Source organism: Bremerella sp. TYQ1, from assembly GCF_020150455.1.
Classification (GTDB): Bacteria; Planctomycetota; Planctomycetia; order Pirellulales; family Pirellulaceae; genus Bremerella; species Bremerella volcania_A.
Genome location: NZ_CP083740.1, coordinates 2,581,658 through 2,604,559 on the forward strand (window position 1 = coordinate 2,581,658; position 22,902 = coordinate 2,604,559).

Annotated in this window: 19 protein-coding genes; 14 read left to right on the forward strand and 5 right to left on the reverse strand. The window is 54.9% G+C overall.

Translation table 11 applies throughout. From position 1 onward, the window contains the following. The first annotated feature begins 185 nt into the window (after positions 1-185). From LA756_RS10005 to LA756_RS10025, 5 genes are all read left to right on the forward strand, one after another. Positions 186-3,350, forward strand: a complete 3,165-nt coding sequence (locus LA756_RS10005) for a hypothetical protein (protein WP_224439734.1) — start codon at positions 186-188, stop codon at positions 3,348-3,350. Positions 3,351-3,416: 66 nt separating this feature from the next. Further along, entirely contained in the window at positions 3,417-4,433 is a 1,017-nt protein-coding gene (locus LA756_RS10010) for a lipopolysaccharide assembly protein LapB (RefSeq protein ID WP_224439735.1), read from the forward strand. 241 nt (positions 4,434-4,674) lie between these two features. Next, entirely contained in the window at positions 4,675-5,487 is an 813-nt protein-coding gene (locus LA756_RS10015) for a MotA/TolQ/ExbB proton channel family protein (protein WP_224439736.1), read from the forward strand. A 44-nt stretch (positions 5,488-5,531) separates the two neighbouring features. Next, complete coding sequence (locus LA756_RS10020) at positions 5,532-5,981, forward strand: biopolymer transporter ExbD (RefSeq protein WP_224439737.1); 450 nt, start codon at positions 5,532-5,534, stop codon at positions 5,979-5,981. A 17-nt stretch (positions 5,982-5,998) separates the two neighbouring features. Next, on the forward strand, positions 5,999-6,502 hold the full coding sequence (locus LA756_RS10025; protein ID WP_224439738.1) for a biopolymer transporter ExbD: 504 nt from the start codon (positions 5,999-6,001) through the stop codon (positions 6,500-6,502). A 31-nt stretch (positions 6,503-6,533) separates the two neighbouring features. Here the strand turns inward: LA756_RS10025 and xerD are convergent, their stop codons facing one another. After that, positions 6,534-7,475: a site-specific tyrosine recombinase XerD gene (gene xerD, locus LA756_RS10030; protein WP_224439739.1), complete on the reverse strand. Its 942-nt coding sequence runs from the start codon at positions 7,473-7,475 to the stop codon at positions 6,534-6,536. A gap of 183 nt (positions 7,476-7,658) precedes the next feature. On the opposite strand from xerD, the gene galE reads away from it, so the two are divergent. The 4 genes from galE to LA756_RS10050 all read left to right on the forward strand — a co-directional run bounded on the left by galE (position 7,659) and on the right by LA756_RS10050 (position 12,403). Continuing rightward, positions 7,659-8,645 (forward strand): UDP-glucose 4-epimerase GalE, encoded by a 987-nt coding sequence (gene galE / locus LA756_RS10035; protein WP_224439740.1) that lies wholly within the window; start codon positions 7,659-7,661, stop codon positions 8,643-8,645. Positions 8,646-8,681: 36 nt separating this feature from the next. Continuing rightward, entirely contained in the window at positions 8,682-9,902 is a 1,221-nt protein-coding gene (locus LA756_RS10040; protein WP_224439741.1) for a 1-acyl-sn-glycerol-3-phosphate acyltransferase, read from the forward strand. 78 nt (positions 9,903-9,980) lie between these two features. Next, complete coding sequence (locus LA756_RS10045) at positions 9,981-10,997, forward strand: 3'-5' exoribonuclease YhaM family protein (RefSeq protein WP_224439742.1); 1,017 nt, start codon at positions 9,981-9,983, stop codon at positions 10,995-10,997. Between the two features lie 113 nt (positions 10,998-11,110). Further along, positions 11,111-12,403 (forward strand): GGDEF domain-containing protein, encoded by a 1,293-nt coding sequence (locus LA756_RS10050; RefSeq protein WP_224439743.1) that lies wholly within the window; start codon positions 11,111-11,113, stop codon positions 12,401-12,403. 6 nt (positions 12,404-12,409) lie between these two features. Here LA756_RS10050 and prmC read toward each other — a convergent pair whose 3' ends face one another. From prmC to rpmE, 3 genes are all read right to left on the reverse strand, one after another. Beyond that, the gene (prmC, locus tag LA756_RS10055; RefSeq protein ID WP_224439744.1) at positions 12,410-13,291 is read right to left on the reverse strand and encodes a peptide chain release factor N(5)-glutamine methyltransferase; all 882 of its coding nucleotides are present in this window, start codon (positions 13,289-13,291) and stop codon (positions 12,410-12,412) included. Between the two features lie 53 nt (positions 13,292-13,344). Beyond that, a complete protein-coding gene (prfA, locus tag LA756_RS10060) occupies positions 13,345-14,421 on the reverse strand; it encodes a peptide chain release factor 1 (protein ID WP_224439745.1) in 1,077 nt (358 codons plus the stop codon). Positions 14,422-14,550: 129 nt separating this feature from the next. Further along, positions 14,551-14,781 (reverse strand): 50S ribosomal protein L31, encoded by a 231-nt coding sequence (gene rpmE / locus LA756_RS10065; protein ID WP_224439746.1) that lies wholly within the window; start codon positions 14,779-14,781, stop codon positions 14,551-14,553. Positions 14,782-15,177: 396 nt separating this feature from the next. Between rpmE and LA756_RS10070 the strand changes: the two genes are divergently transcribed. The 5 genes from LA756_RS10070 to mqnE all read left to right on the forward strand — a co-directional run bounded on the left by LA756_RS10070 (position 15,178) and on the right by mqnE (position 21,052). After that, entirely contained in the window at positions 15,178-17,388 is a 2,211-nt protein-coding gene (locus LA756_RS10070) for a cation:dicarboxylate symporter family transporter (RefSeq protein ID WP_224439747.1), read from the forward strand. A 133-nt stretch (positions 17,389-17,521) separates the two neighbouring features. After that, a complete protein-coding gene (gene ubiE / locus LA756_RS10075) occupies positions 17,522-18,232 on the forward strand; it encodes a bifunctional demethylmenaquinone methyltransferase/2-methoxy-6-polyprenyl-1,4-benzoquinol methylase UbiE (RefSeq protein ID WP_224439748.1) in 711 nt (236 codons plus the stop codon). Continuing rightward, complete coding sequence (locus LA756_RS10080; protein ID WP_224439749.1) at positions 18,229-18,882, forward strand: UbiX family flavin prenyltransferase; 654 nt, start codon at positions 18,229-18,231, stop codon at positions 18,880-18,882. Before ubiE ends, LA756_RS10080 begins: the two co-directional genes overlap by 4 nt. Then, positions 18,875-19,783, forward strand: a complete 909-nt coding sequence (locus LA756_RS10085) for a UbiA-like polyprenyltransferase (protein ID WP_224439750.1) — start codon at positions 18,875-18,877, stop codon at positions 19,781-19,783. The genes LA756_RS10080 and LA756_RS10085 overlap by 8 nt, the downstream gene beginning before the upstream one ends. Before the next feature lie 117 nt (positions 19,784-19,900). Then, complete coding sequence (mqnE, locus tag LA756_RS10090) at positions 19,901-21,052, forward strand: aminofutalosine synthase MqnE (protein ID WP_224439751.1); 1,152 nt, start codon at positions 19,901-19,903, stop codon at positions 21,050-21,052. A 238-nt stretch (positions 21,053-21,290) separates the two neighbouring features. On the opposite strand, the gene LA756_RS10095 is transcribed toward mqnE, so the two are convergent. Continuing rightward, complete coding sequence (locus LA756_RS10095; RefSeq protein ID WP_224439752.1) at positions 21,291-22,826, reverse strand: hypothetical protein; 1,536 nt, start codon at positions 22,824-22,826, stop codon at positions 21,291-21,293. Between the last annotated feature and the right edge of the window lie 76 nt (positions 22,827-22,902).

The following is a 22,902-nucleotide window of genomic DNA, read 5'->3' on the forward strand; positions in this document are numbered from 1 at the left end:
GAAAAAGGAACAGCACCTCCTCCTCCGACTCTTCTTTGGGTATTGCTAACGTCGCGACTTGTGACTTTGGCAGTGCGGACAAATACCTTTTCGTCATCCCAATCGAGCATGCCCCACGGCACCGGTTCTCGCCGAGAAGTTCTTGTCCAGGTCGAGGTTTCGCCTTGTCTTTGAGGATGAAATCAATGCGGATAACCAAGCAGATATTGCTCGCCACGGGACTTTTATTGGCCCTCGCGCCAAAGGCTCATGCCAAAGAACCATTCGAGGAATTCTTCAACGGCCTACTCCAGCGTGGCTATCACGAACAAGCCATCTGGTACATCGAATCGATGGCCGACAACCCTGGCCTTTCGGACGACGTCAAGAAGACGCTCGATTACCGCAAAGCGATCGCCCAGATCGAAGCGGCACGTCGCAGCCCGAACCTTGATACGCGAGAAGCGTTGTTGGTTTCCGCCGCCGAAAATTTAGGCAAATTCCTCAAAGCTAATCCGCAAAGTGATCGAGCAGTCGACGCGACGATTCAGCGCGGCAATGTCCTCTCTGATCAAGCTCGCCTGGCCGACGCTCGAGCTCGTCGAGAAGAAAAGCCAGCCGACAAAAAGCCTTACCTGGACGCTGCTCGAAAGCATTACGACGAAGCTCGCAAAGTTTACGAAGACGCCAACAAACAAATTCGTGAAACGTTGACGGCCCTGCCAAAAGTGCTCGATCCGTCCAAGGATTCAGGCAAGATCGCCTTGCGTGATGAACTACGAGCTTCCTACATCCAAACGCAACTATTGGCGTCGAACTGCTTGTTCGAGATGGCCAAAACTTTGCCGAAAGACGACGCCAATCGCAAGAAACAGCTAGAGCAAGCTGCCAAGGAATTCGGCGAGACCTACAGTAAGTACAAGTCGCGTCTGGCCGGTCTCTATGCACGACTCTACGAAGCGCAAGCTCAGCAAGCATTGGGCAAAAACAAAGAAGCCATTTCTATCTATGCAGACGACTTGATGCTGCTGGGTGACCAACCGGAACAGTTCCGCCAAGTGAAGCTGAAAGCAGCTATCGGTTTGGCTGAAATCTGGATGGCACAGGACGAGCAAGCCAAAGTCCTCAAAGATATTGCTCCATGGCTGGCCGACCAACAGCTGCGTGCCAACCAGGAACGAGACGAGGATTGGCTGAACATCAAGCTCATCGTTGCGAAGGCCTATCAAAAGGATGCTGCCGGGCGTGACAACAAAGACAAGCAGCGTGGCGAGAATCGCCGCGAAGCGTTGAAGTTGGCTGTCGACGTCGCCAAGTATCCAAGCGAGTTTCAGAAAGAAGCTCTTGAGATCCGTACGGCTCTACAAGGCGAAGATGCCGTCGCTCAAGATTCCCCAGAGGCAAAAACTTTTGAGGAAGCGGTGACGGCCGGCCGAGACCTGATCACGGAAGCCAATACGCAAAGTTTCGCTCTTAAGAAAATGCAAGCAGACCTTCAAGCGACGAAAGATCCGGCCGCCAAGAAGGAACTTGCTGCTCAGATCGAAACAGACGAGAAAGTTGTTCAGGAAACGTTCGCTAAAGCAGAAGAGAAGTTCCAACAGGCACTTCTGCTCGCCGACCGTGAGACACCTTCCAACGAAATCAATGGCGTTCAATACTTCCTATCGTTCCTAGGATTTCAAGACGAAGAATACTGGCAAACCTACGCACGTGCTTCGTTTGTGGCTCAGCGATACCCGAACAGTGCCAGCGCTAAACCATGTGCCAAAATGGCGTTGGCGTGTGCGTTGCGATTGTTTGAATCGGCACCTGCCGACAATCGTGCGTTCGAGCTTGGCCTCGTGAAGAATACGACCGATTTCATGGTAAAAACCTGGCCTGACTCGGAAGAAGCTGGTCAGGCACTACTTGCTTTGATCGGTTTCCAGTTGCAACAAGCCGCGTCGAAAGAGCTTTCCTGGGACGAGCAAAAAGCAATGCTCGAAGCGGCAGAAAGTTCGGTTGCCCAAATTGGTGACGGCACCGCCGCCAAAGCGGATGCCCAGCTGAAAGTGGGACAAACCTACTGGAACTTGTTCCTGCGTGGCAACGCACTACGTCGTGAAGCAAAGACCAACCCAGATGCTATGGGAGTACCCACGGAACAGCAGCTCGCAGCCATCAAGCAGAAGACACAAGACATCCTTTCGTCTGGCGTCGATAGCTACCAAGGGGACGACCCTGACTACTCGTACGTGCTCGGGGCTTTATCGCTTGCCCAAGTCTACACCGACATCGGCGAACCGAACAAAGCAGTCCAGCTGCTTGAAAAGCCCAAAGTTGGTTTGATGAAGTTGGTCGACAACAAAAACCCAGCCGCGTCTCGTCCTGGCGTGGATCAGCTGATCTACAAAGCCGCCGTTCGAGCGTACATTTCCGCTTTGCCAACCACACAAGATTCAGCCAAAACCGAATCGCTGATGGCGAATGCGGAAAAAGCGATGGCCCAGCTGAAGAACTTGGTCGGCAGCGATGCCAACAGCCAGAAACAATTGGTCGCCATCTACATCTCGCTGGCGAACGACCTGAAAACGCAGCTCGATAACGCCGATCCTTCTTCAAAGGCGGCATTGGCGAAAGCGTTCGAGCAGTTCCTCAATCGTGTCGCGGAATCAAGCAGCGAACCGAACGTACTGAACTGGGTTGGAGAGACATTCTATAACCTGGGACAAAGCTTTTCCGAAGACCCAAGCTACTCCGGCGACACGAAGAGCTTTTATCAGAAAGCGATTTCCGCCTACCAGCGGATCATCGACCAAGGCAACAACGGTTCGCTTAATCCAGCTTTGGTGCAGCAAGTCCGCGTCCGGATTGCTATGGCTCAGCGCGAGCTTGGCGAATACGAAAAAGCGATCACGACCTTCACCGAAGTGCTGAAAGAAAGCAACATGATGGTCAACGTCCAAGTCGAAGCCGCCAAGACCTATTACCTATGGGGCGTGAATGGTGGCGACGCAAAGACGTTCTATCAATCGCTGATGGGTGCCGAGCCAGATCCAGAAACCAAGCGAAACACGATCTGGGGCTGGGGCCGTTTGCAATCGGTCCTCGCTCGGTATGCCCAGGATGGTGCCGATCCTTCGCCGTTCCGCGAAACGTTCTTCGAGTGCCGCTATTACCTGGCCCAGTGCCGATACCACTTTGCTTTGACTCAATCGAGCAAAGAAAAGAAGGATCAGTACCTCGCCGCGGCGGCGAAAGATATCGTTTCAACCCAATCGTTCGACCCCAGCTTGGGCGGTGAAGAGTGGTTCCAGAAGTACGATATGCTGATGCGAAAAATCCAAAAGGATCTGACCGGCGAATCGAAAGGGCTCGAGAAAAAATAGCCCCATCGCCTCATCCTTTTCCCCATGATTCCCGTAAATGATCGATCTATTCGAGGAGCAATAAACATGCGTCAGATTCTTTTCCAAGCCTTCGCCATGGCATTAGTTGCCGGCGGTCCCTTGCTGGCCGATACCGTTCGTACCGAAGGCGGAGCTCAAGCCGGTACGATCGTGGGCGCAACGAAGGACGCCGTTCAGCTGAGCAAAGGGGGCAGCCCCATCGAAATTCCAACCAACGAGATCGTCGAGATCGCGTTAGATGCGGAACCATTCGATGTCAAAACGGCTCGCCGTATGGTCCAGAACGGTCAGTTCGCCGACGCCGTTGAAAAGCTGCAAGGCGTCGAAGCAGCCAACAACGAACTGGTAAGCCAGGAAATCAATTTCCTGCGAGCATATGCGATGGGCAAGCTGGCTCTCGCTGGTTCTGGCGATCGTGATGCGGCTTCCAAAGCACTGCTCGGATTTGCCACAAGCTCGCCGAACAGTTTCCACTTCTACGAAGTCGCACGCATGCTCGGCGATCTTGCGGTCAGTGGTGGTGACTACGCCTCGGCGGCCAAGTATTACGGCGGCCTCAAGTCGGCCCCATGGCCAGACTACCGCATGTCCGCTCAAGTCTTAGCCGGCCGTGCGTTGCTGGCTCAGGACAAAGCCGCGGAAGCGATCAGTAACTTCGACGACGTCCTGTCAACGAATGCCACGGTTCCCGGGGCCGCTCGGCAAAAGAGCTTCGCCGCCGTCGGCAAAGCCCAAGCGTTGGCCTCTTCCGGAAAAGCTTCCGAAGGTATCGCGCTGGCTCAGAAGGTCGTCGAAAATGCCGACCCTGACGACAAGGAACTGTTTGGCCGTGCCTACAACGCCCTGGGCATGTGTCATCTGAAGCAGAACGAGCCGAAAGAAGCCTTGTTGGCTTATCTGCACACCGACATCCTGTTCTATACCGATCCCGAGATTCACGCCGAAGCCCTCTATCACTTGGCGAATCTTTGGAAAGACATTAACGATCCCGACCAAGCCACCGATGCGCGGAACATGTTGAACGAACGTTATCCTGGCTCGAGTTGGGCTAACCGGCAATAAAAGCCCCTGGCTACTGCGATTAAAAGGGAGAGTTTGCCCGAATTCACTGGCAAACTCTCCGTCCTGATGCTTTTCGAGGCGTTTTCGCCCAACTAGAATACGAACTCCTCTAGTCGAAATGCTACTCGTTATTGACCTTCTCTCGTAAGAATCTGTGTACAAGAGCCGGTCGAATTCGTTTCAATTGCTCAACCATCAACCACGACATAGCTCAGATATCAGCCAAAGTCTGGAGAACCCAATGTTGCGTCGACCTCATGCGTATTCCCTTTCCCTTTGCGTGGCTCTTGTGGCCTTGATGATGGGTGTTTTTCTGACCACCCAGGCCGTCACTGCTCAAGATGCCGGTGGCGATGCCGAACCAGCTGCGGAAGCCCCCGCAGAAGCACCAGCCGCTGGTGCCAACGAAGGCGAAACAGGCGTCGAGCCTCCCAAGTCGCTCTTTGAATGGGTTTACACCTCGCTGAGCTATTACTTCTGGATCTTCATGATGATCTCGATCGTGTTCGTTGCCCTGTTGGTGATGAACATCATGAATGCCCGCCGCGAAAACGTCGTGCCACTCGCCTTGGTCGAAAGCTTCGAAGCTTGTCTCGAAGAAAACCAGGTTCAAGAAGCCTACGACATGGCCAAGGAAGACGAATCGTTCCTCGGCAAAGTGCTTTCGGCTGGTCTGGAAAAGGTTTCCCTCGGCTACGACAAAGCCATTGAAGCCATGCAGGAAGTGGGCGAAGAAGAGAACATGAAGCTCGATCATCGCCTTAGCTACCTGGCCCTGATCGGTACGCTCAGCCCAATGATCGGCTTGTTCGGTACGGTCGACGGCATGATTCGATCCTTTAGCGTGATTGCTCAAAGTGGTTCGACGCCAGAAGCCTCGAAGCTCGCCAATGGTATTTCGACCGCTCTGTTCACCACGCTTGTCGGTCTGGCCTTGGCCATTCCAGCAATTGCCGCTTACAACATCCTTCGCAACCGTGTCGACCGTCTGGCTTTGGAAGTCGGTATCACCAGTGAAGGCCTCATGAGCCGTTTCCAAAACGTCGGCAAGTAAGCTCTCCCCATCCGTCTGATCTCTTTCGCGAAAAGATGTAGCTAATGAAGATCAAAAAGAAAAATCGGGAGATGCTTGAAGGGGATTTGACCCCCATGATCGACATGACGTTTCAGTTGATCGCCTTTTTTATGGTGCTGATCAACTTTACGCAGGCCGATCAGAACAAAGAAGTCAAGCTTCCCGAAAGTGAACTGGCCAAGCCGCCGGAAGTCCCTTTCGAGAACGCCATCACGCTGCAGATGTACCAAAACGGCAACGTGTATTTCGATGGCAACGATTACACCATGGAAAGCCTTCGCCAACGCCTTGTTGTTGAAAAGCAAATTGCGGACGACTTCAAGGCGAAGGACGGCGGCTCAAAAAGTGTAACGGTGATCGTGCGTGGCGACTCTCGTGTCGAGACCGGCAAAGTTCAAGAGATGATCAAGCTTTGCCAAGATGTCGGCTTCGAGAAATTCGCTCTCAGGGCCAAAGAAAAAGTTCCCTACTAAGCAATACGGTTAGGTTCATGAAACTTCGCAAGAACGAAGTCCACGGACGAGAAAAGATCGAAGTTCAGATGACGCCGATGATCGACATCGTGTTTCAGCTGCTCGTCTTTTTTATCATGACGTTCAAAATCGTCGCGATGGAAGGGGACTTCAACATCAACATGCCTCAGGCCGCCCAAGGGGCTCCCAGCACCAACCTCAACGTTCCGATGAAGTTGAAATTGCGTGCCGGTCCCAATGGTGCGTTGCAGTCGGTCGCATTGAACAGCATCACGTTCGACGGTAGCGTGCAAGAGAAGTTCGCAAAGCTGCAAGACCAAATCGTCGAGCAGATTGGTGTTTCCGATGGTCCGAGCTCGCTTCAAGAGGAATCGGAAATCGAAATCGATGCCGACTACCAGCTTCAATACCACTACGTCATTCGGGCCATCACCGCGGTGACCGGCCGCATCGACCCGAAGACTGGCGAAGTGCAGAAGCTTGTCGAGAAGATTAAGTTCGCTCCCGGAGCTGGTGGCTGATCGCCGGTTCCCATCTCGAAACATCGAAAGTTCACGCTCGCGGATGAAACGCGGCGTGAACTTTTTTTAGGCGAGTCTGATCGACGTGCGTGTAAATCTGAGTGGTTGCGATGCTGGCATGTCCCAGCAGTTCTTGCACTTGCCGCAAGTCGGCCCCGCCCGCCAATAGATGCGTAGCGAAACTATGCCGCAGCGTATGAGGACTAACCGCAGGATCGATTCCCGCACGGCGTGCGTACTTCTTTACCAGCTCCCAAATCGCCTCGCGACGTAGCGGTCGGCCAGTTCGCGTGAGAAAGAAGCCCGGCGAGTCGAAGCCTCGAGCTGCCAGCTTCGGTCGCTCCTTCTCCAGGTAATCGCGACAGGCATTGATCGCCTTTTCCCCTAACGGCACCAGGCGCTGCTTGTTCCCTTTACCATGCAGCCGGCAGAAACCTTCCTTCAGGTGGACATCTTTCGTATCGAGTCCGGCAATTTCCGACGCGCGACAACCGCAGGCGTACAGAACTTCCAAAATGGCTCGATCGCGTCGCCAATAAGGGTCTTCACTCCAGGGGGCCGTTAAAAAGTCGTCGATCTGATACGGTGGAATGACTGACGGTATCTTCTGCCACAGCTTTTGACACCCTAGCAACTCGGCCAAGTTATCTTCCATCACCCCTTCTAACTGGAGGTAACGGAAGAAAACCTTCAGCGAGATGATATGCCGCGAGACCGAAGCTGGCGCCAAATTCTGCGAATGCAGCCAGGCAACATAGTCCGAAAGCTGGGCAATCGTCAGTGTTGTGGGATTTTTTGGCCCCAGCCATGTCCGAAACCGTTGTAAATCTCGCGAATAAGCTTGGATCGTGTTAGGCGACAAGTGACACTCGGTCGTCAGATAAGTCACCATCGACGCGATCAGCCGCTCGGTGCGTTCCCCTGGCGGTTGGGGCAACGGTCGCTTCAGTTTCAGTTTGAGTTTTCGCGGCATTTGGAACCTAGGTAGCTTAAAGGGGGAAGGAAAGGTTCGTATTCATCTCTTCGGCACACCAGCAAACGCTTCCCATGCTTCCGCCAAGGATTCGGGTCGTATTGATCGTAAGGGCCGAATCCACGAGAATCGCGGCAAACAAGATCGACGGCAATTCACGTTAAGGCATTCGAGGAAAACAAGATGCGCGTTCTCGTCACCGGCGGAGCTGGTTACATCGGCTCTCATACTGCCAGAAAGCTTGCCGCGGCAGGCCACGAAGTCGTCGTCTACGACAACCTCTCGGCAGGCCATCGCGGTGCGGTTGAGAAGCTGCCGCTCGTCGAAGGTGACTTGCTCGATGGCGAGAAACTGACCGCTACGCTGAAAGAGTACCACATTGATTCAGTCATTCACTTCGCGGCGTTTGCATTAGTCGGTGAATCGGTTACGAATCCGGCGAAGTATTATCGCAACAACATTACCGGCACGCTCAGCTTGCTCGATTCAATGCGTGCAGCGGACGTCAAGCGGATCGTTTTCTCTAGCACGTGTGCCACCTATGGGATTCCAGCTTCCTCCCCAATTGACGAAAGCTTCCCGCAAAGTCCAGTCAATCCTTACGGCTTCACCAAGCTGGCCATCGAACAAGCCCTGCAGGACTACGCGCATGCCTATGACATGGCGTTCGCAGCACTACGCTACTTCAATGCGGCTGGGGCTTCGCCTGAGGGAGACATCGGCGAAGACCACATGCCTGAGTCGCACCTGATCCCGCTCGTTTTGCAAGTTGCCCTGGGACAGCGAAAATCCATCAGCATCTTTGGCGATGACTACCCTACCGAAGATGGCACGTGCGTTCGCGATTACATTCATGTCGACGACTTGGCCGACGCCCATCTTGCGGCGATGGAAAAGATTGCGCCAGACAACTGCTTGAAATTGAACCTCGGCACCGGACGGGGAAACAGCGTGCAAGAGATCATCCAAGCTTGTCGAGACATCACCGGTCACAAGATCCCTGCCGAAATTGGCCCTCGCCGCGAGGGAGATCCCCCTGCCCTGGTAGCCAATCCGGCTCAGGCTCATAAAATCTTGGAGTGGCAGCCGAAGTACTTGGATGTCCGCGAAACGATTGAGACGGCCTGGCGTTGGCACCAGTCGCACCCCCAAGGATACGCCGACGAGTAACCGCCGCGGCATCATGCCAACGGTTTCCGCGAACTTATGCAGAACATCATCATTGAAAAGCCCTACCGGTTTGTTCCTCCTCATCGGGGTTCATTCTGGCCTGACTTCATCCAGAAGTTCAATCTGTATGGGCAATACCTGAAACGCTTTGAAGGGGTCACTTCGCACGAGGTTCGCAATAGCGAACGGCTGAAAAAGTCGTTTGACGCCAAGCATGGGATCTTGCTGGCCCCCAATCACTGCCGCATGTCCGATCCTCTCGTGCTTGGCTTTCTCGCGCGAGAAGTCGACTGCCATCTTTACTCGATGGCAAGCTGGCATCTGTTCAACCAAGGCTGGTTCAAAGCCTTTGCCATTCAGTTGATGGGCGGATTCAGCATCTACCGCGAAGGAGTCGATCGAAAGTCGCTCGCCACGGCGGTCGATGCCATGGTTGAAGCAGTCCGCCCCCTGGTCCTTTTTCCCGAAGGTTCGACAACGCGTACGAACGATCATTTGCACGCACTGCTGGATGGTGTCGCGTTCGTCGCTCGCTCGGCTGCCAAGCGAAGAGAAAAAGAAGGACTTGGCAAAACGGTCATTCATCCTGTCGGTATCAAGTACATCTTCAAAGGCGATATCGACGCAACCGTCCGATCGGTGCTTCACGAGATCGAACACCGCCTGGGTTGGCGAACCTCCGAGGAACTCACGCTACTCGATCGTGTCGAGCGGATGGGCGAAGCTCTCTTCTGTCTCGAAGAAATTCGCTACGCCGGTCAGGCTCGGTCCGGGCTGGATCTCTCGACGCGCACGTCCGACTTGATCGATCAAATCCTACATCCACTGGAAAAAGAGTGGCTTCGCGTGGAATCGCAAGGCAGCGTCCTCCCTCGGATCAAAGCACTACGTTCGCGCATCTTGCCGGAAATGGTCGAAGGCAAGCTTTCGCCGGATGAACGCTCGCGGCGCTGGTTACAACTGGAAGATATCTACGTTGCCCAGCAAATCTCTTGCTACATTCCCAATTACCTTCGAGACTTTCCCAGCGTTGACCGCTTGCTGGAAACCGTTGAACGCTACGAGGAAGACCTAAAAGACTCGGTAAAGTTTCACGGCAATCTACACGTGATCATCGATGTCGATCACCCCATTGTCGTCGGCACCGAGCGGCGTCCGAAAGAAGGTGAAGATCCATTGATGACTGAGCTGCGTCAGCGTCTCGAAAGCAAGCTGAAAGAACTGCAAGGCGAGTCAAAGCGGTACCAGGGCGAATAATTTAGTTGGCGACCGCCCTGCCCCCTCTTAAGATGGGACCTGACATCCATCGACAGGAAATCACTCACGGGGGCATCGATGAGCCAGATTTGCCGACTCTCCGAACTTCAGCATGCACAAGGGGGCGACTTCTTCGCTCAGCTTTTCAAAAAGGAACGCTGCCTGACACGGCAAGGACGTCCCTTTTACGCCCTCGAATTCCGTGACGATGGAAGAACCGTCGCAGCGACCATCTGGGAAGGTTCTCAGCACGAGTTGGCTTGTCGCGATGAGTGGCAAACAGGGCACTTCTATAAGATCCGCGGAACCTTTCAGGAAACCATTCGCGGCGGCAAAATCGACATCGCTCTTCTACGTCCGATCGAGCCAGAAGACCACAAAGATGGCTTCGATCCCAAGACATGCCAACCATCGGGCGAGTCAGACAGCGCGGAACTGTTTGATTGCCTGTTAGACATGATCGATGCCGAAATCGATATCCCTGAGCTACACGCCTTGGTCACCACTATCTTCAAGCAACATCGCGAGCGGATCGAGTTGATGCCTGCGGCCGTGTATCATCACCATGCCTATTGCGGTGGCTTTCTCGAGCATCTCTATAGCGTCACCCAAAATGTGCTGTACCTACTAAACACTTACCGAGGCCAGCATCCCTCTCTGCGCGATCCTTTAACGAGGCAGCTGACAATCGCCGGGGCACTTTTGCACGACATCGGCAAGCTGGAAGAACTCGATGCCGAAGTCGGTAATACGGCGTACACCACCTCAGGTGAACTTGTAGGGCACATCGTTCTGGGCCGAGATCTTATTCGTGATACGGCACGCGAACTAGAAATCGACGAACCTTGGCTGGTACGCCTCGAACATCTTCTCCTCAGCCATCAAGGAACCGTCGAGAACGGCAGCCCTAAACCTCCCATGACTTGGGAAGCGAACCTGGTTTATTGGGCCGACGAATTAGACGGAAACATCTTTCGCTTGGCCAAGGCTTGCGAGCAAGAGGAGAACGCCGAGCCCTTCGTACCGAGGGCCAACCCGTTTGGGCGGCGCGTCTACCGGGGGGAATTGCCGGTAAAAACAGAAGGTTCGGTATAACCCGACTATTTTCCTACTCCTCGTTTCGACATCTGCAGAATGTGATCTACCTTTGCGTGACCCATCCAACGGATGGTTGGCATGGGTACGTTTTTAGATCCGGGGCGAGGTGTATGTTTCTTTTTCTACTGCTGATGATCGGCGTGAATCTGTTGATCGGATTCTGCGCGGCCGTGCGCGTTCGGCAGTTGATTGAAATGCAGCCAGACATTCTCGTCGTCGAAAGTGCTGAGGCATTCCTGGACGATCTGGACGAAAAGCCCCCCACCGATCAGCCGAAAGCGGCCAGCAAAGCGAAGACCCCGGAACCAGCACCGGAAGAAGCGATTCCGTACGAGTATGTCGCAGTGCTTGAAGCGGAGTGTGTTGTTGCCAACAGCCTTGTTGAAGCTTCCGCACAGGTCTTGCGTTTAGAAGTGGGACGCTACCGCGCCAAGTTGGTAGCGATCGAAAACAAGCTTCGTGAAACTTGGTATCAACCGACAGAAGACGCGTTGACCGAAATTGCGGAAGAACTCGATGCCGTCAACATCGACTGGCTCGACAAACAAGCCGAAGCAGCTCAGCATCTCGACGGCAGCCAGGAAGGGCTCGGGGCTTATTCCGACATCGGTCGACGGCTATGCGATACGCTGTTCGAGCAGACAGCCCAAATCGAAACCACGCTCAGCAACTTACAGCAGCTTGATTTTCAAGACAACTTAAACGACGTCTGCCGCAAATTGGTTTTAGAGATTGCCCGGTTGATTGATCTCTGCCACGACCTGCGCGACAAGATGACCGAAACCATTGTCACTGTGCTGCGAGCAGAGAAACGGCTTGGCACAGTTGATAAGGGCATGAAACTCGATGGCTTAACCGGTTTGAAGAACCGTACCGGATTCGAATGTCAAATGTTCGAGTGGTGGCGTGATGATATCCGTCGCGAACGTTCACTTAGCATCGCCGCTATCGACATCGACACGTTCCGCAAACTGAACGAACGGCTTGGTACCGAAGTGGGCGATCAAATCATCGCTTCACTTGGCAAGTACCTGAGCGAGTTGATGCGTTCCAGCCGTGGCTTCGAGTATGCCATGCGACTGGAAGGGCAACGATTTCTGCTTTTCTTTGGTGACATCGGCCCTCGCGGTGCGACCAGTGCGGTGGAGCGAATTCGCCAGACGGTTGATGGGACGTTCTTTGAATACGATGGTGAAGAACTAGAACTGAAAATCAGTGCCGGCGTCACCGAAATGAAGCCGGACGATACAATCCCCAAGCTACTGGGACGATCGATCACGGCACTCAGGACGGCCAAAAAGAACGGTCGCAACCGAACGTTCATCGACGAAGGGCAAGGCCCCATGCCGATCGATCCCCCAACGTATCAGATCCGCGAGAAAGTGGTTACCGTCGGCGGCTAACTCGCTTTAGCCGACTCGTTTTGCGACTAAGTAACGATCATGCTTGGCGAGATCTTTGCCGATCGAAACACCGGTGTAGCTTCCCGTTGCTTCAGCCATCTGCGCGACACGCTTGGCGATCATGGGACTGAATTCCAAGAGAATCGTTCCGCCTGGCTTCAAATAAGCAGGGGCCTCTTCCAAGATCCGCCGTAGAATGGCAGTTCCCTCTTCTTCGGCGAACAAAGCAATGTGTGGCTCATGAGCGATCACCGAGGCATCCATCATCGATCGTTCTGACTGAGCAATGTACGGCGGATTGCTGACGATCACGTCAAACAATGCTCCGTCCGGCACGGCTGCGAAGAGGTCGCCGCAGACGAACTCGATTCGGTCCGCGGTGCCATGCTTCTCGGCGTTTTGCTTCGCGACCGCCAAAGCCTTTTCGCTGATATCGGTCGCAGTGACATGCACTTTGGGGGCCTGCTTGGCCACCGTTACCGAGATGATGCCACTTCCGGTGCCGATCTCCAGCACGTGCATGCCGTCGCCACCAGAGCGAGGCTTGAGCAGATCGAGCGTTTCAATCACCAGGTGCTCGGTCTCAGGCCGCGGAATCAGCACGTCTGGGGTCACAGCGAATTCCATCGAGTAGAACTCACTCGTCCCCAGCACATAGGCAACCGGCTTACCGGCCGCACGCTGCTTAACAAGCTCTCGGAACGCGCCCCGTTTCTCTTCGTCGACGACTTCCTCGAACCGGGCATAAAGCTGAATCCGCGGGCACTTCAGCGCGTGTCCTAGCAGAAGTTGAGCTTCCAGGCGAGCTTCTTCACTTCCCTTCGACTCGAGATACTCGGTCGTCCAGTTCAAGAGACGGCCAATCGTCCATGGTTCGGCTGTCGACATGCGGGCACTTTCGCCTTGGGGGAAAGGATGCGGAAAACCGGCAGGCTCGCGGCTTAGTCGAGGTCTCCCATCGAACCGCGAAGTTGCTCTCGGTCGTGGTCGATCAACGCATCGATCACCGGCTGAAGATTGCCAGTCATGATCTGATCCAACTTATACAGCGTCAGGTTGATGCGGTGGTCGGAAATACGGTTTTCCGGGAAGTTATAGGTGCGAATACGCTGGCTACGGTCGCCGGAACCGACAAGGCTCTTTCGCTCGTCGGCACGTTCCTTCGCTTCTTTTTCTCGCTGCGATTCATACAGCTTCGTCTTCAGCAGTCGCAGCGCACGTTCCAGGTTCTTATGCTGGCTACGTTCTTCGCAGCACTGAACGATGACGCCCGTTTCCTGGTGAATCAGTCGCACGGCCGATGCCGTTTTGTTCACGTGCTGACCGCCGGGGCCGCTACTGGCCGCATAACGTTCGACGGTGTAGCTGTCGGGATTGAGATTGAACTCGACTTCTTCTGGTTCGGCCATCACCGCGACAGTAGCGGCCGATGTCTGTACGCGTCCTTTGGTTTCCGTTTCCGGAACACGCTGCACGCGGTGGCCGCCACTTTCGTACTGCATCTCGCGGTAAACGCCTTCGCCGTGGACAGAGATAATCACTTCTTTGAACCCACCCAATTCGGTTGGGTTCGATTCCATGATCTCATACTTCCACTTCTTGCCTTCGGCGAAACGCTTGTACATTTCGTACAAGTCCCGTGCGAAGAGGGCCGCTTCGTCACCCCCGGTTCCCGCTCGGATTTCCAGGACAATCTTGTCACGATCGGCATCTTCACCACCGATGGTCATGTCCAGCAGATCGCGCCAAACTTTCTCGCGTTTCTCTTTCAGATCGGCGAGATCCGCTTCGGCAAGTTCGGCCATTTCGGCATCGTCGCTTTCCATCAGTTCACGAGCATCGTCGATCTCACCGACAATCTCTTTGAACTGGCGATAACGCGTCGCGATACGTGCCAACGAACCATGCTCGCGCGCGACGCTTGCCATCTGCGACGAGTTGGCCAACACGTCGGGGTCGCTCATCTGCTTTTCGAGGAACTCGAAGCGAGAAAGCTTTTCTTCCAAAATCTCGCGCATGGGAGGTATCGTCCTGAGAGTGGCCGAAACGGAAAGGAGAATCAGCGGCCGAAGGTGGCAATCTACGAAAACACGCGAGTCCCCAACGACAGGAAACTCGCGTGATTGTGACGTTCAGATGGGAAGAAGCTACTTCTTCTTTTTCTTCGACAGGCTCGCGTAGTTGCCGGCAAACTTGTTCTTGAACTTCTCGATACGACCGCCTGAGTCCAGGAAACGTTCCTTACCGGTGTAGAAAGGGTGGCACGTGTTACAAACGTCGACCACGATTTCTTTGCGGGTGCTACGCGTGGTGAACGAGTTGCCACAACCGCACTTAACGACGGTGTCCTGGTATTTTGGGTGGATATTTTCTTTCATCGCTCTTCACTCCGTGACAAGTTCGCGGACGAGCCCTGCGCCGGTCCGTTCCCCTGATATGCTGGAAAACCTACGATTATAGAGCCGGCAGTCAAGATCGGCAATCGCACATCACACCCCTCTCACTGCGATCGATCCCCACCTATTAGCCGTAACTTCTTTTGCTATCGCAACTTTGGTGGGCAGCCTGCTTACGATTCCGGCATGGCGCCATGCCAAGGACATCTACCAAATATCGCTAACGCCTTATCTCAAAGTGACTTAGAGATACCCTGACGGCCAACTGTCGCCCGTCGGCACAGCTTGTGCCTAAGGAGAATCTGCTCGGTAACCATTAGCTTTTGCGAACTTCAACGGCGATCGACTCGATCTGTCAGGGATGTCTTTGCTTTCACGATGAATGAAATAGCCTCCCCCAATGTCAAACGGACCGAAGAAGCCGCACCGCCAAAGAAGCGTAAGTTCCGCTTGAACCTTTCAACGCGGATCGTCATTGGCCTGGCCCTCGGGATTGCTTGCGGCATCTTTTTTGGCGAGTCCTGTGCATGGCTAGGGATCATCGGTCGGGCCTACGTGGGCCTGCTACAGATGTCGATCTTGCCGTACATGATGGTCTCGCTGATCGGCGGCATTGGTTCGCTGATCGCCACCAAGGCCATTCGCTTGGCTTTGACCGCCGGAGTGGTGCTGCTGGGCTCGTGGATCTTGGCGTTTGTGTGCGTCTTTCTTGCTCCCCTGGCCTACCCCATTGTCGAGGCCGGCTCGTTCTTCAGCCCCAGCATGACCGAAGTCAAAGAGATCGACTTCATCAATTTGTACATTCCGATCAATCCGTTTCGCTCGATGGCGGAAACCGTTGTCCCGGCGGTCGCCGTCTTCAGTGTTGTCGTCGGAATCGCCCTGATTGGCATCGAAGCGGACAAAAAGAAGATCATGCTCGATCTGCTTTCGGTTGCCTCGATGGTTCTCACGCGCGTCGCCGTGCTGGTCGTTCGGCTTGCTCCTTTCGGGCTGTTTGCCATTGCCGCAAACGCTGCGGGGACAATGACCATTCAGGAACTAGGCCGGCTGCAGGTTTACATCGGATCGTTTATTCTGCTGACGTTGCTGCTGACGTTTTTCATCATGCCGGCGATGGTCGCCATCCTTACGCCCTTTCGGTTTGGCGATGTCCTACGGGCATGCCGCTCGGCGATGCTTACTGGGTTTGTGACCGGCAATCTGTTTATCGTCTTGCCACTGCTTATTGAAAACGGAAAAACGTTGTTCGAGCGTGCCGGGCTACGCAATGACGACACCGACAGCTACATCGAAGTGCTGATCCCTGTCTCGTTTAACTTTCCGAATCTTGGCAAGCTGCTGACGTTGGCGTTTGTCCTATTCGCCGGATGGTATACCGGCAATCAAGTCACGTTGGCCGACTACCCTAACTTTTCCATCCTCGGCTTGTTCTCGCTCTTTGGCGGTGTCGACTTGGCGTTGCCGTTTCTGTTGGATCAAATGCGAATCCCATCGGACACCTACCAGTTGTACGTCGTCACAGGAGTGGTCAACGGTTGGTTCGCCACGTTGTTAGCGACGATGAACCTGTTCGCATTCACGTTGATCGCCACCTCGGCAGCGACCGGAAACCTGAAGATCAAAGTGCGTCAGTGCGTGATCCTGGCCGTCAGCGGTTCGGTTTTGACGGTCGCCGTTTTGCTCGGTGCTCGCGCCGGATTCAGTTCGATCATGGGTAACTCCGACCTGGCTCAAGAGACGCTGATGCAAATGCAGGTGAAGTCCGAAGTCGAAGCCGATGTACTTCGCGTCGCCCATGAAATCGACCCTGCCGAAAGCGAACTCCCACGTCTCGAACAAATCTTGGAACGGAAAGTCCTGCGAGTCGGCTACCATCCCGAGATGTACCCTTTCTGCTTCTTCAACGATGAAGACCAGCTTGTCGGCTACGACGTGGCCCTGATGCATGAACTTGCGGCGACGCTCGATCTTCGATTGGAGTTCATCCCCTGGACCTACGAGACCCGCGACGAACAACTGAAGAGCGGGCAGATCGATCTCGCCATCGGCGGGCTGATGGTCACCGCCGAACGCCTGGCTCGGCTGTCGCTGAGCGAGCCTTACATGTCGATCACCGCGGCGATTGTTATTGAAGATCATCGTCGCGACGAAGTGGCACGCTGGGAAGATATCCGTCAGAAGAACGGTTTCCGGATTGCCACCACGGGCCGGCGACTTTCCGAAAATGTCAAACGCCACTTGCCGGAGGCCAATGTCGTCTACGTGAACTCGCCGCGTGAGTTCTTCGAGCAGTCCGACAAGCCTTTCGACGCCATCCTGATGACCGCCGAGGGAGGTTCGGCGTACACCATTCTTTATCCTCGCTACGACGTGGCGATCCCGCAGCCGCAATTTAAGGGACACGTTGCGTTTGCTTTGCCCTTGAACGAACCGGAACTGGAAAAGTTCCTCAATGCCTGGCTGAAACTTCAGCAAACCAACGGCACGCTCGATCGGTTGTACAGCAAATGGATCGTCGGTCAGGTCAAAAACGAAAAATCGCCTCGCTGGTGCGTGATGCGGGACGTTCTGCACTGGGTCGAATAGCCCGACATGGGGTCTTCCAGCGGGGTAGCTGCGTCGAATTCGCCGCAGGGGGCATGTTACCCTGGCCGCCGATTTCCGGTAGATTTAACAGTTTCCACCCCTTCGGCTTAAGTCAATTCAGGCCCTACGAAGCATGGCGATCGATAAATCGGGTACCCGGGTCCGGCAGATGTTCTCCGAGATTGCGGGCAACTACGACCGCATGAACCATCTGCTGTCGATGAATGTCGACAAATACTGGCGCTGGCGAACCGTAAAAATCGTCCCCCCAACCGGCGACAGCCCCATTCTGGATGTCTGCACGGGGACCGGCGACTTGGCGCTGGCCTATTACAAAGCGGCCAACGGCAAAGTGAACGTCGAAGCGACCGACTTCTGCCCTGAAATGCTGGAAGTGGGCGAAGTCAAAAAGCAAAAGCTCGGCATCAACGGTCAGGTTCGTTTTCAGGAAGCTGATACGCAGCAGCTTCCCTTCGACGACAACACGTTTCAAATCGTCTCGGTAGCATTCGGCCTGCGTAACGTCGCCGACACCGACCTCGGGCTGAAAGAGATGGCCCGCGTTTGTCAGCCAGGCGGGAAAGTGGCTGTCCTGGAATTCTCTCAGCCACGCTGGCAACCATTTCGTGGCGTGTATCAGTTCTACTTCAAGAACATCCTGCCCCGCGTCGGCCAGGCATTGGCGAAGAACAAACAAGATGCCTACAAGTATCTGCCCGATAGCGTCGGCGAGTTCCCGCATGGGGAAGCGCTTGCTGAAAGGATGCGTGGGGCTGGTTTGAAAGATGTCTTCTACAAGCCGTTTACCTTCGGCGTGGCAACGTTGTACGTGGGGACCAAATGAGCCGGCCTGTCGTTGTGGGAATCACCGGAGCCAGCGGAGCCGTTTATGCGAAACGGCTGCTCAACGTGCTGCACCACAGCGGTCATCATGTGCAGCTCTCGATCAGTCCTTCCGGAAAGATCGTTCTGCAGCAGGAAATGGGCATTCGGTTGGAACTCGATAACTTCGATCCTGAAACGCTCGTCCCTCTTTCCATCGACCCCAGCGACAAACGGCTCGCGAAAACCATTGAGCTGAACGAGCCCTCCAAGCCTGGCGACTTGGAATATTTCCACTTCGGCAACTTCATGTCGGCCATGGCCAGCGGTTCGGCACGTTCGGCGGGGATGGTCGTCTGCCCTTGTTCCGGAGGCACGCTTGCAGGCATTGTCCACGGAAGCAGCTCGAATCTCATTCAGCGTGCTGCCGAAGTTCACCTGAAGGAACGCCGCAAGCTGATCCTTGTCCCTCGCGAGACACCTCTCTCGCTTGGTTATATTGAAAACATGAAGAAAGCCACCGAAGCGGGTGCCGTGGTGATGCCAGCAATGCCAGGCTGGTATCACGGCGTGAAGTCGCTTGACGACCTGATCGACTTTATGGTGGCTCGCATTCTCGACCAACTCGAAATTCCACACGCATTGATGCAACGCTGGGGAGAAGATGCCTGAGCGACTTCGTCATATCCTGGAGATGATCCGCTTCAGCCACACCGTTTTCGCGATGCCGTTTGCAGCGCTCGCGACGATCATGGCGTGGTGCTTACCGGCCCCCGAAGGTGAAACGGTTTCCGTCACCTGGCCCATGCTGTTGGGCGTGGTACTGTGCATGGTATTCGCTCGCAGCGCGGCGATGGCGTTCAACCGGTTGGTCGACCGAAAGATCGATGCCGAAAACCCTCGGACCGCCACGCGACATATTCCAGCCGGCATTCTTTCAGTGCAAAGCGTGGTGCTGTTCACTGTCGTTTGCAGTGTAGGCTTCGTCGCTTCTACACTGCTGTTCCTGCCGAATTGGCTACCGCTTGCTTTGTCCGTTCCCGTGCTCGCATTCTTATGCGGATACAGTTACACCAAGCGGTTCACCTCGCTGGCCCATTATTGGCTGGGCCTATCGTTGATGCTGGCCCCCATTTGTGCGTGGGTTGCCATCCGCGGTCAGATTGTCCTTGCCTATCCCACCGATATCCTTCCGGCCGTCGCTTTAGGGCTGGGGGTACTGTTTTGGGTGGCTGGCTTCGACATCATTTATGCCTGCCAAGACGCCGAGTTCGATCGCGACGCCAAGCTCCGCAGTGTTCCAGCCAACTTTGGCGTCCCTGGCGCCCTTCGGATTGCCGCCGTCAGCCATTTGTTGGCCGTGCTTGCTTTCGCCGCGTTGCCGTTTGCGGCCCCCTCGTTGGGCCTGATTTATTGGCTGGGGCTTGCCGCCGTGGCTGCGCTTTTGCTGTACGAACACGCATTGGTTCGCCCCTCCGACTTGTCGAAGGTGAACTTGGCGTTTTTCCATGTGAATACTGTAATTGGCGTTGGTGTGCTGATTTTCACCAGCGTAGACCTCCTTTGGAATTGACCCGCCTTGCAGTCTGGCGTGCAAATCGCGACCATAAAGGTTAAGAATTGCCCCATCAGTGCGGTTCACCCCTCAGGCAAACCGTTCTTTCTCCAATAATGGACCTTGCGACCTGGCATGATTCGAGCAGATAAAATTTCGTTGGACAGCATCGGTAAGAAGGTCGAGAACGGCGAGCGGCTGACCTTGGACGAAGGCATCTTCCTGTACCAGGACGATGTGCCGCTCAATGAGATCGCCCAGTTGGCCAACTTGGTTCGCGAACGCAAGAACGGCAACTTCGCTTACTACAACATCAACACACATCTCAACCCGACCAACGTTTGCGTCTATCGCTGCAACTTCTGCGCGTTTCGGGCCGACCTTCGCGATCCGCGTGGCTACTTGATGAGCGACGAGCAGATTCTCGCTCGCGGTCAGGAAGCGGTCGACAATGGCTGCACCGAGATGCACATCGTCGGTGGTTTGCATCACCAGAAGAAGTTCGACTGGTACGTCAATATCGTCAAGCAATTGCACGACGCATTCCCCAAGCTCCACCTCAAAGCATTCACCGCGGTGGAAATCAACTGGTTTGAGTTCCTGACGAAGAAGCCCGTTCGCGAAGTACTGGGAACACTCCGCGAAGCTGGTCTCGGCAGCATGACCGGTGGCGGTGCTGAAATCTTCCACCGCGAAGTCCGCGATCAAATCTGCGAACACAAAGCCGACACCGGCAAGTGGCACGAGATCCATCGCACGGCCCACGAAATGGGTATCAAGTCGAATGCGACCATGTTGTACGGTCACATCGAGAACGCCTATCACCGCATCGACCATCTGATTCGCCTGCGAGAAACGCAAGATGTCAGCGGCGGATTCCAGACATTCATTCCGTTGGCTTTCCACCCCGACAACACCGAACTGGCCGAGCTCAAAAAGCTGAAGAAGCCTTCCGTGATGATGGACCTTCGCACGATGGCCATCTCGCGGCTGATGCTGGACAACTTCCCCCACATCAAAGCGTACTGGATCATGCTCGGCATCGGCACGGCTCAAACGGCGTTGTCGTACGGAGCGGACGATCTCGACGGCACCGTGCGTCACGAGCTGATCTATCACGATGCCGGCGCGACGACGCCGGAAGTGATGTCGGTTGACGACATCAAACGTCTGATCGTCGAAGCAGGCCGCGAACCCGTCGAACGCGACACGGTCTACAACCGCGTCATCCGCGATCCGGAAAACATGGCCCAATGGACCACCGGCGAAACGATTGAAGTGAGCTAACTTCAGCTTTCGAGAAGTTAACCGCCGACCGGTTTTCGCAGCCCCCAAGGGGCTTCCTCGGGTAGCCCACGGTTGCTTGCAACCTGGGGAGCGCAGCGAACGGAGGTCTTCGCGAAGGGTGAGCCTAACGCATTAGCCTCGATTCGGCTTCACCTCCCCAGGTTGCAAGCAACCATGGGCTACCCAGTCGAAGAGTTCGCTCTGCAAAGTAATTTCCGCTACTTCACGAGCTTCTCTCCTACTCCAGCCGTAGGACTAGGTCGTCGTAGAAGAACTGCCCGGTGTCGTCTTGCATGTTGGCTCCCCACGAGATCAACTGGGCCTCGTCGGCTTGCATGCGGCGGTAGTCGAACGGTTTGCTGCTGTGCGAATCGGTTGGCATTTCGGCCAGGTAATCAGGCACCAGATCTTCCAGCTTCGTCGGGTATTCGCCCTGTTCGCGGTGATAGGCGACCAACGCCAAGCCGACGACGGCAAAGTTGCGCCGCACTTCGCCACGATGCTCGGTATGGACGCGCTGCCAAAGATTCGTTCGCAACGCCATCGCTACCGCTTCGCCAATCCAGCGGCTCGCCGCGTCATGGTCTTTCTGCAACGAGTCCAACAGAGACGTTTCATCCGCGGCGGTCAACTTGTTCCACGCGTCCGCCTCTCGGTCGAGCCGCACGATCTCGCGCATCTGCTCGGTGCGATCTTTAATCGAGAGCGTCTCAATCGTTTGCTTCTGGATTTCATCGGCTCGCTCGAAGGCCAGCTTCCAATTGATCTTCGCCGCACGCAACTTGGCCAGGTCTTCCTGGTGGGCCGAAGGATTCCAATCGAAGAAAGCGAACAACGCGCTATCGTTGTCCCGCAACAATTCGATCTCTTTTTGAATGACAAACCGCTCGCCCAACTCGGCCGCTGTTTTCGCAGGCGGCAACAGCGGAAGCTCTTGAAGCTTGGCCAGGTAAGCTTTGGCTTGATCGGCCGTCAGCTGATCGCTTTTGAGCAACGCCAGTTCGCTACGAAACGGATTGGCATCCATCCAATGAGCTTTGGCCAGCGATACATCCATCGGCGATCCCTTGCCCAAGAGATAAGCCAATTTGTGGGCAGCGATCAGCTGTTCGCTGGCCGCTTCAAAGTCGCCGGCGGCAAAGTCTCGCATCGCTCGCATCGACAGGCAACGCGTCAAATAGGGCAAACGGTATTCCATGGTGAATGAAGCCGACACCAAGCCTGGCGTGGCCTGCGGCGAGATGACTGGAGCGTAATACTTCGGCAACTGGGCAATCTTCACCAGCTGGTTCAGCGGCTGCTCGTTGGCGTCGAAATACTCAGCCAACGCCGGGTAATCTTCCACCTTCCATGGCTGTCCCTTCGTTTGATGAAACTCCACCTCAATTTGCTGAAGTGCTTTCAGCTGCTGCTCGGCGTTGTCGGGATGTTGGGCTTGAGCATACGGACGCATGTAGACCATCTGCGGAGCATCCTTATCCAACGCCGCGATTCCCATCATCTTCAACGACGTCTCTTGCAGCGTCGGCTCGAAGACATCGGCCCCCATCAACTGCACCAGGAAGACGGCCGCGTTTTCACTTGGGGAAACCCCTTCGCTCATGCGCTCGTTGAGTGCTCTTGTCGACCCAGTAATCGTGTCCGGAATCGTCGGCTCGACCAGCTTCAAGCCTGGTGATTTCAGCTCTGAGGAATCGGTTTTCTCTTGCGCAAACGCTGTCGTGCTGCCGAGAGCACTTAGCAAAACAAACGTCACCAACAAAAAAGATTTCATAGAATGTGCCGTACGAAAAGATGAATAAGAACCGGCCATGATTTCGTCCACGACAAGGACGTGCTTCTATCTTACA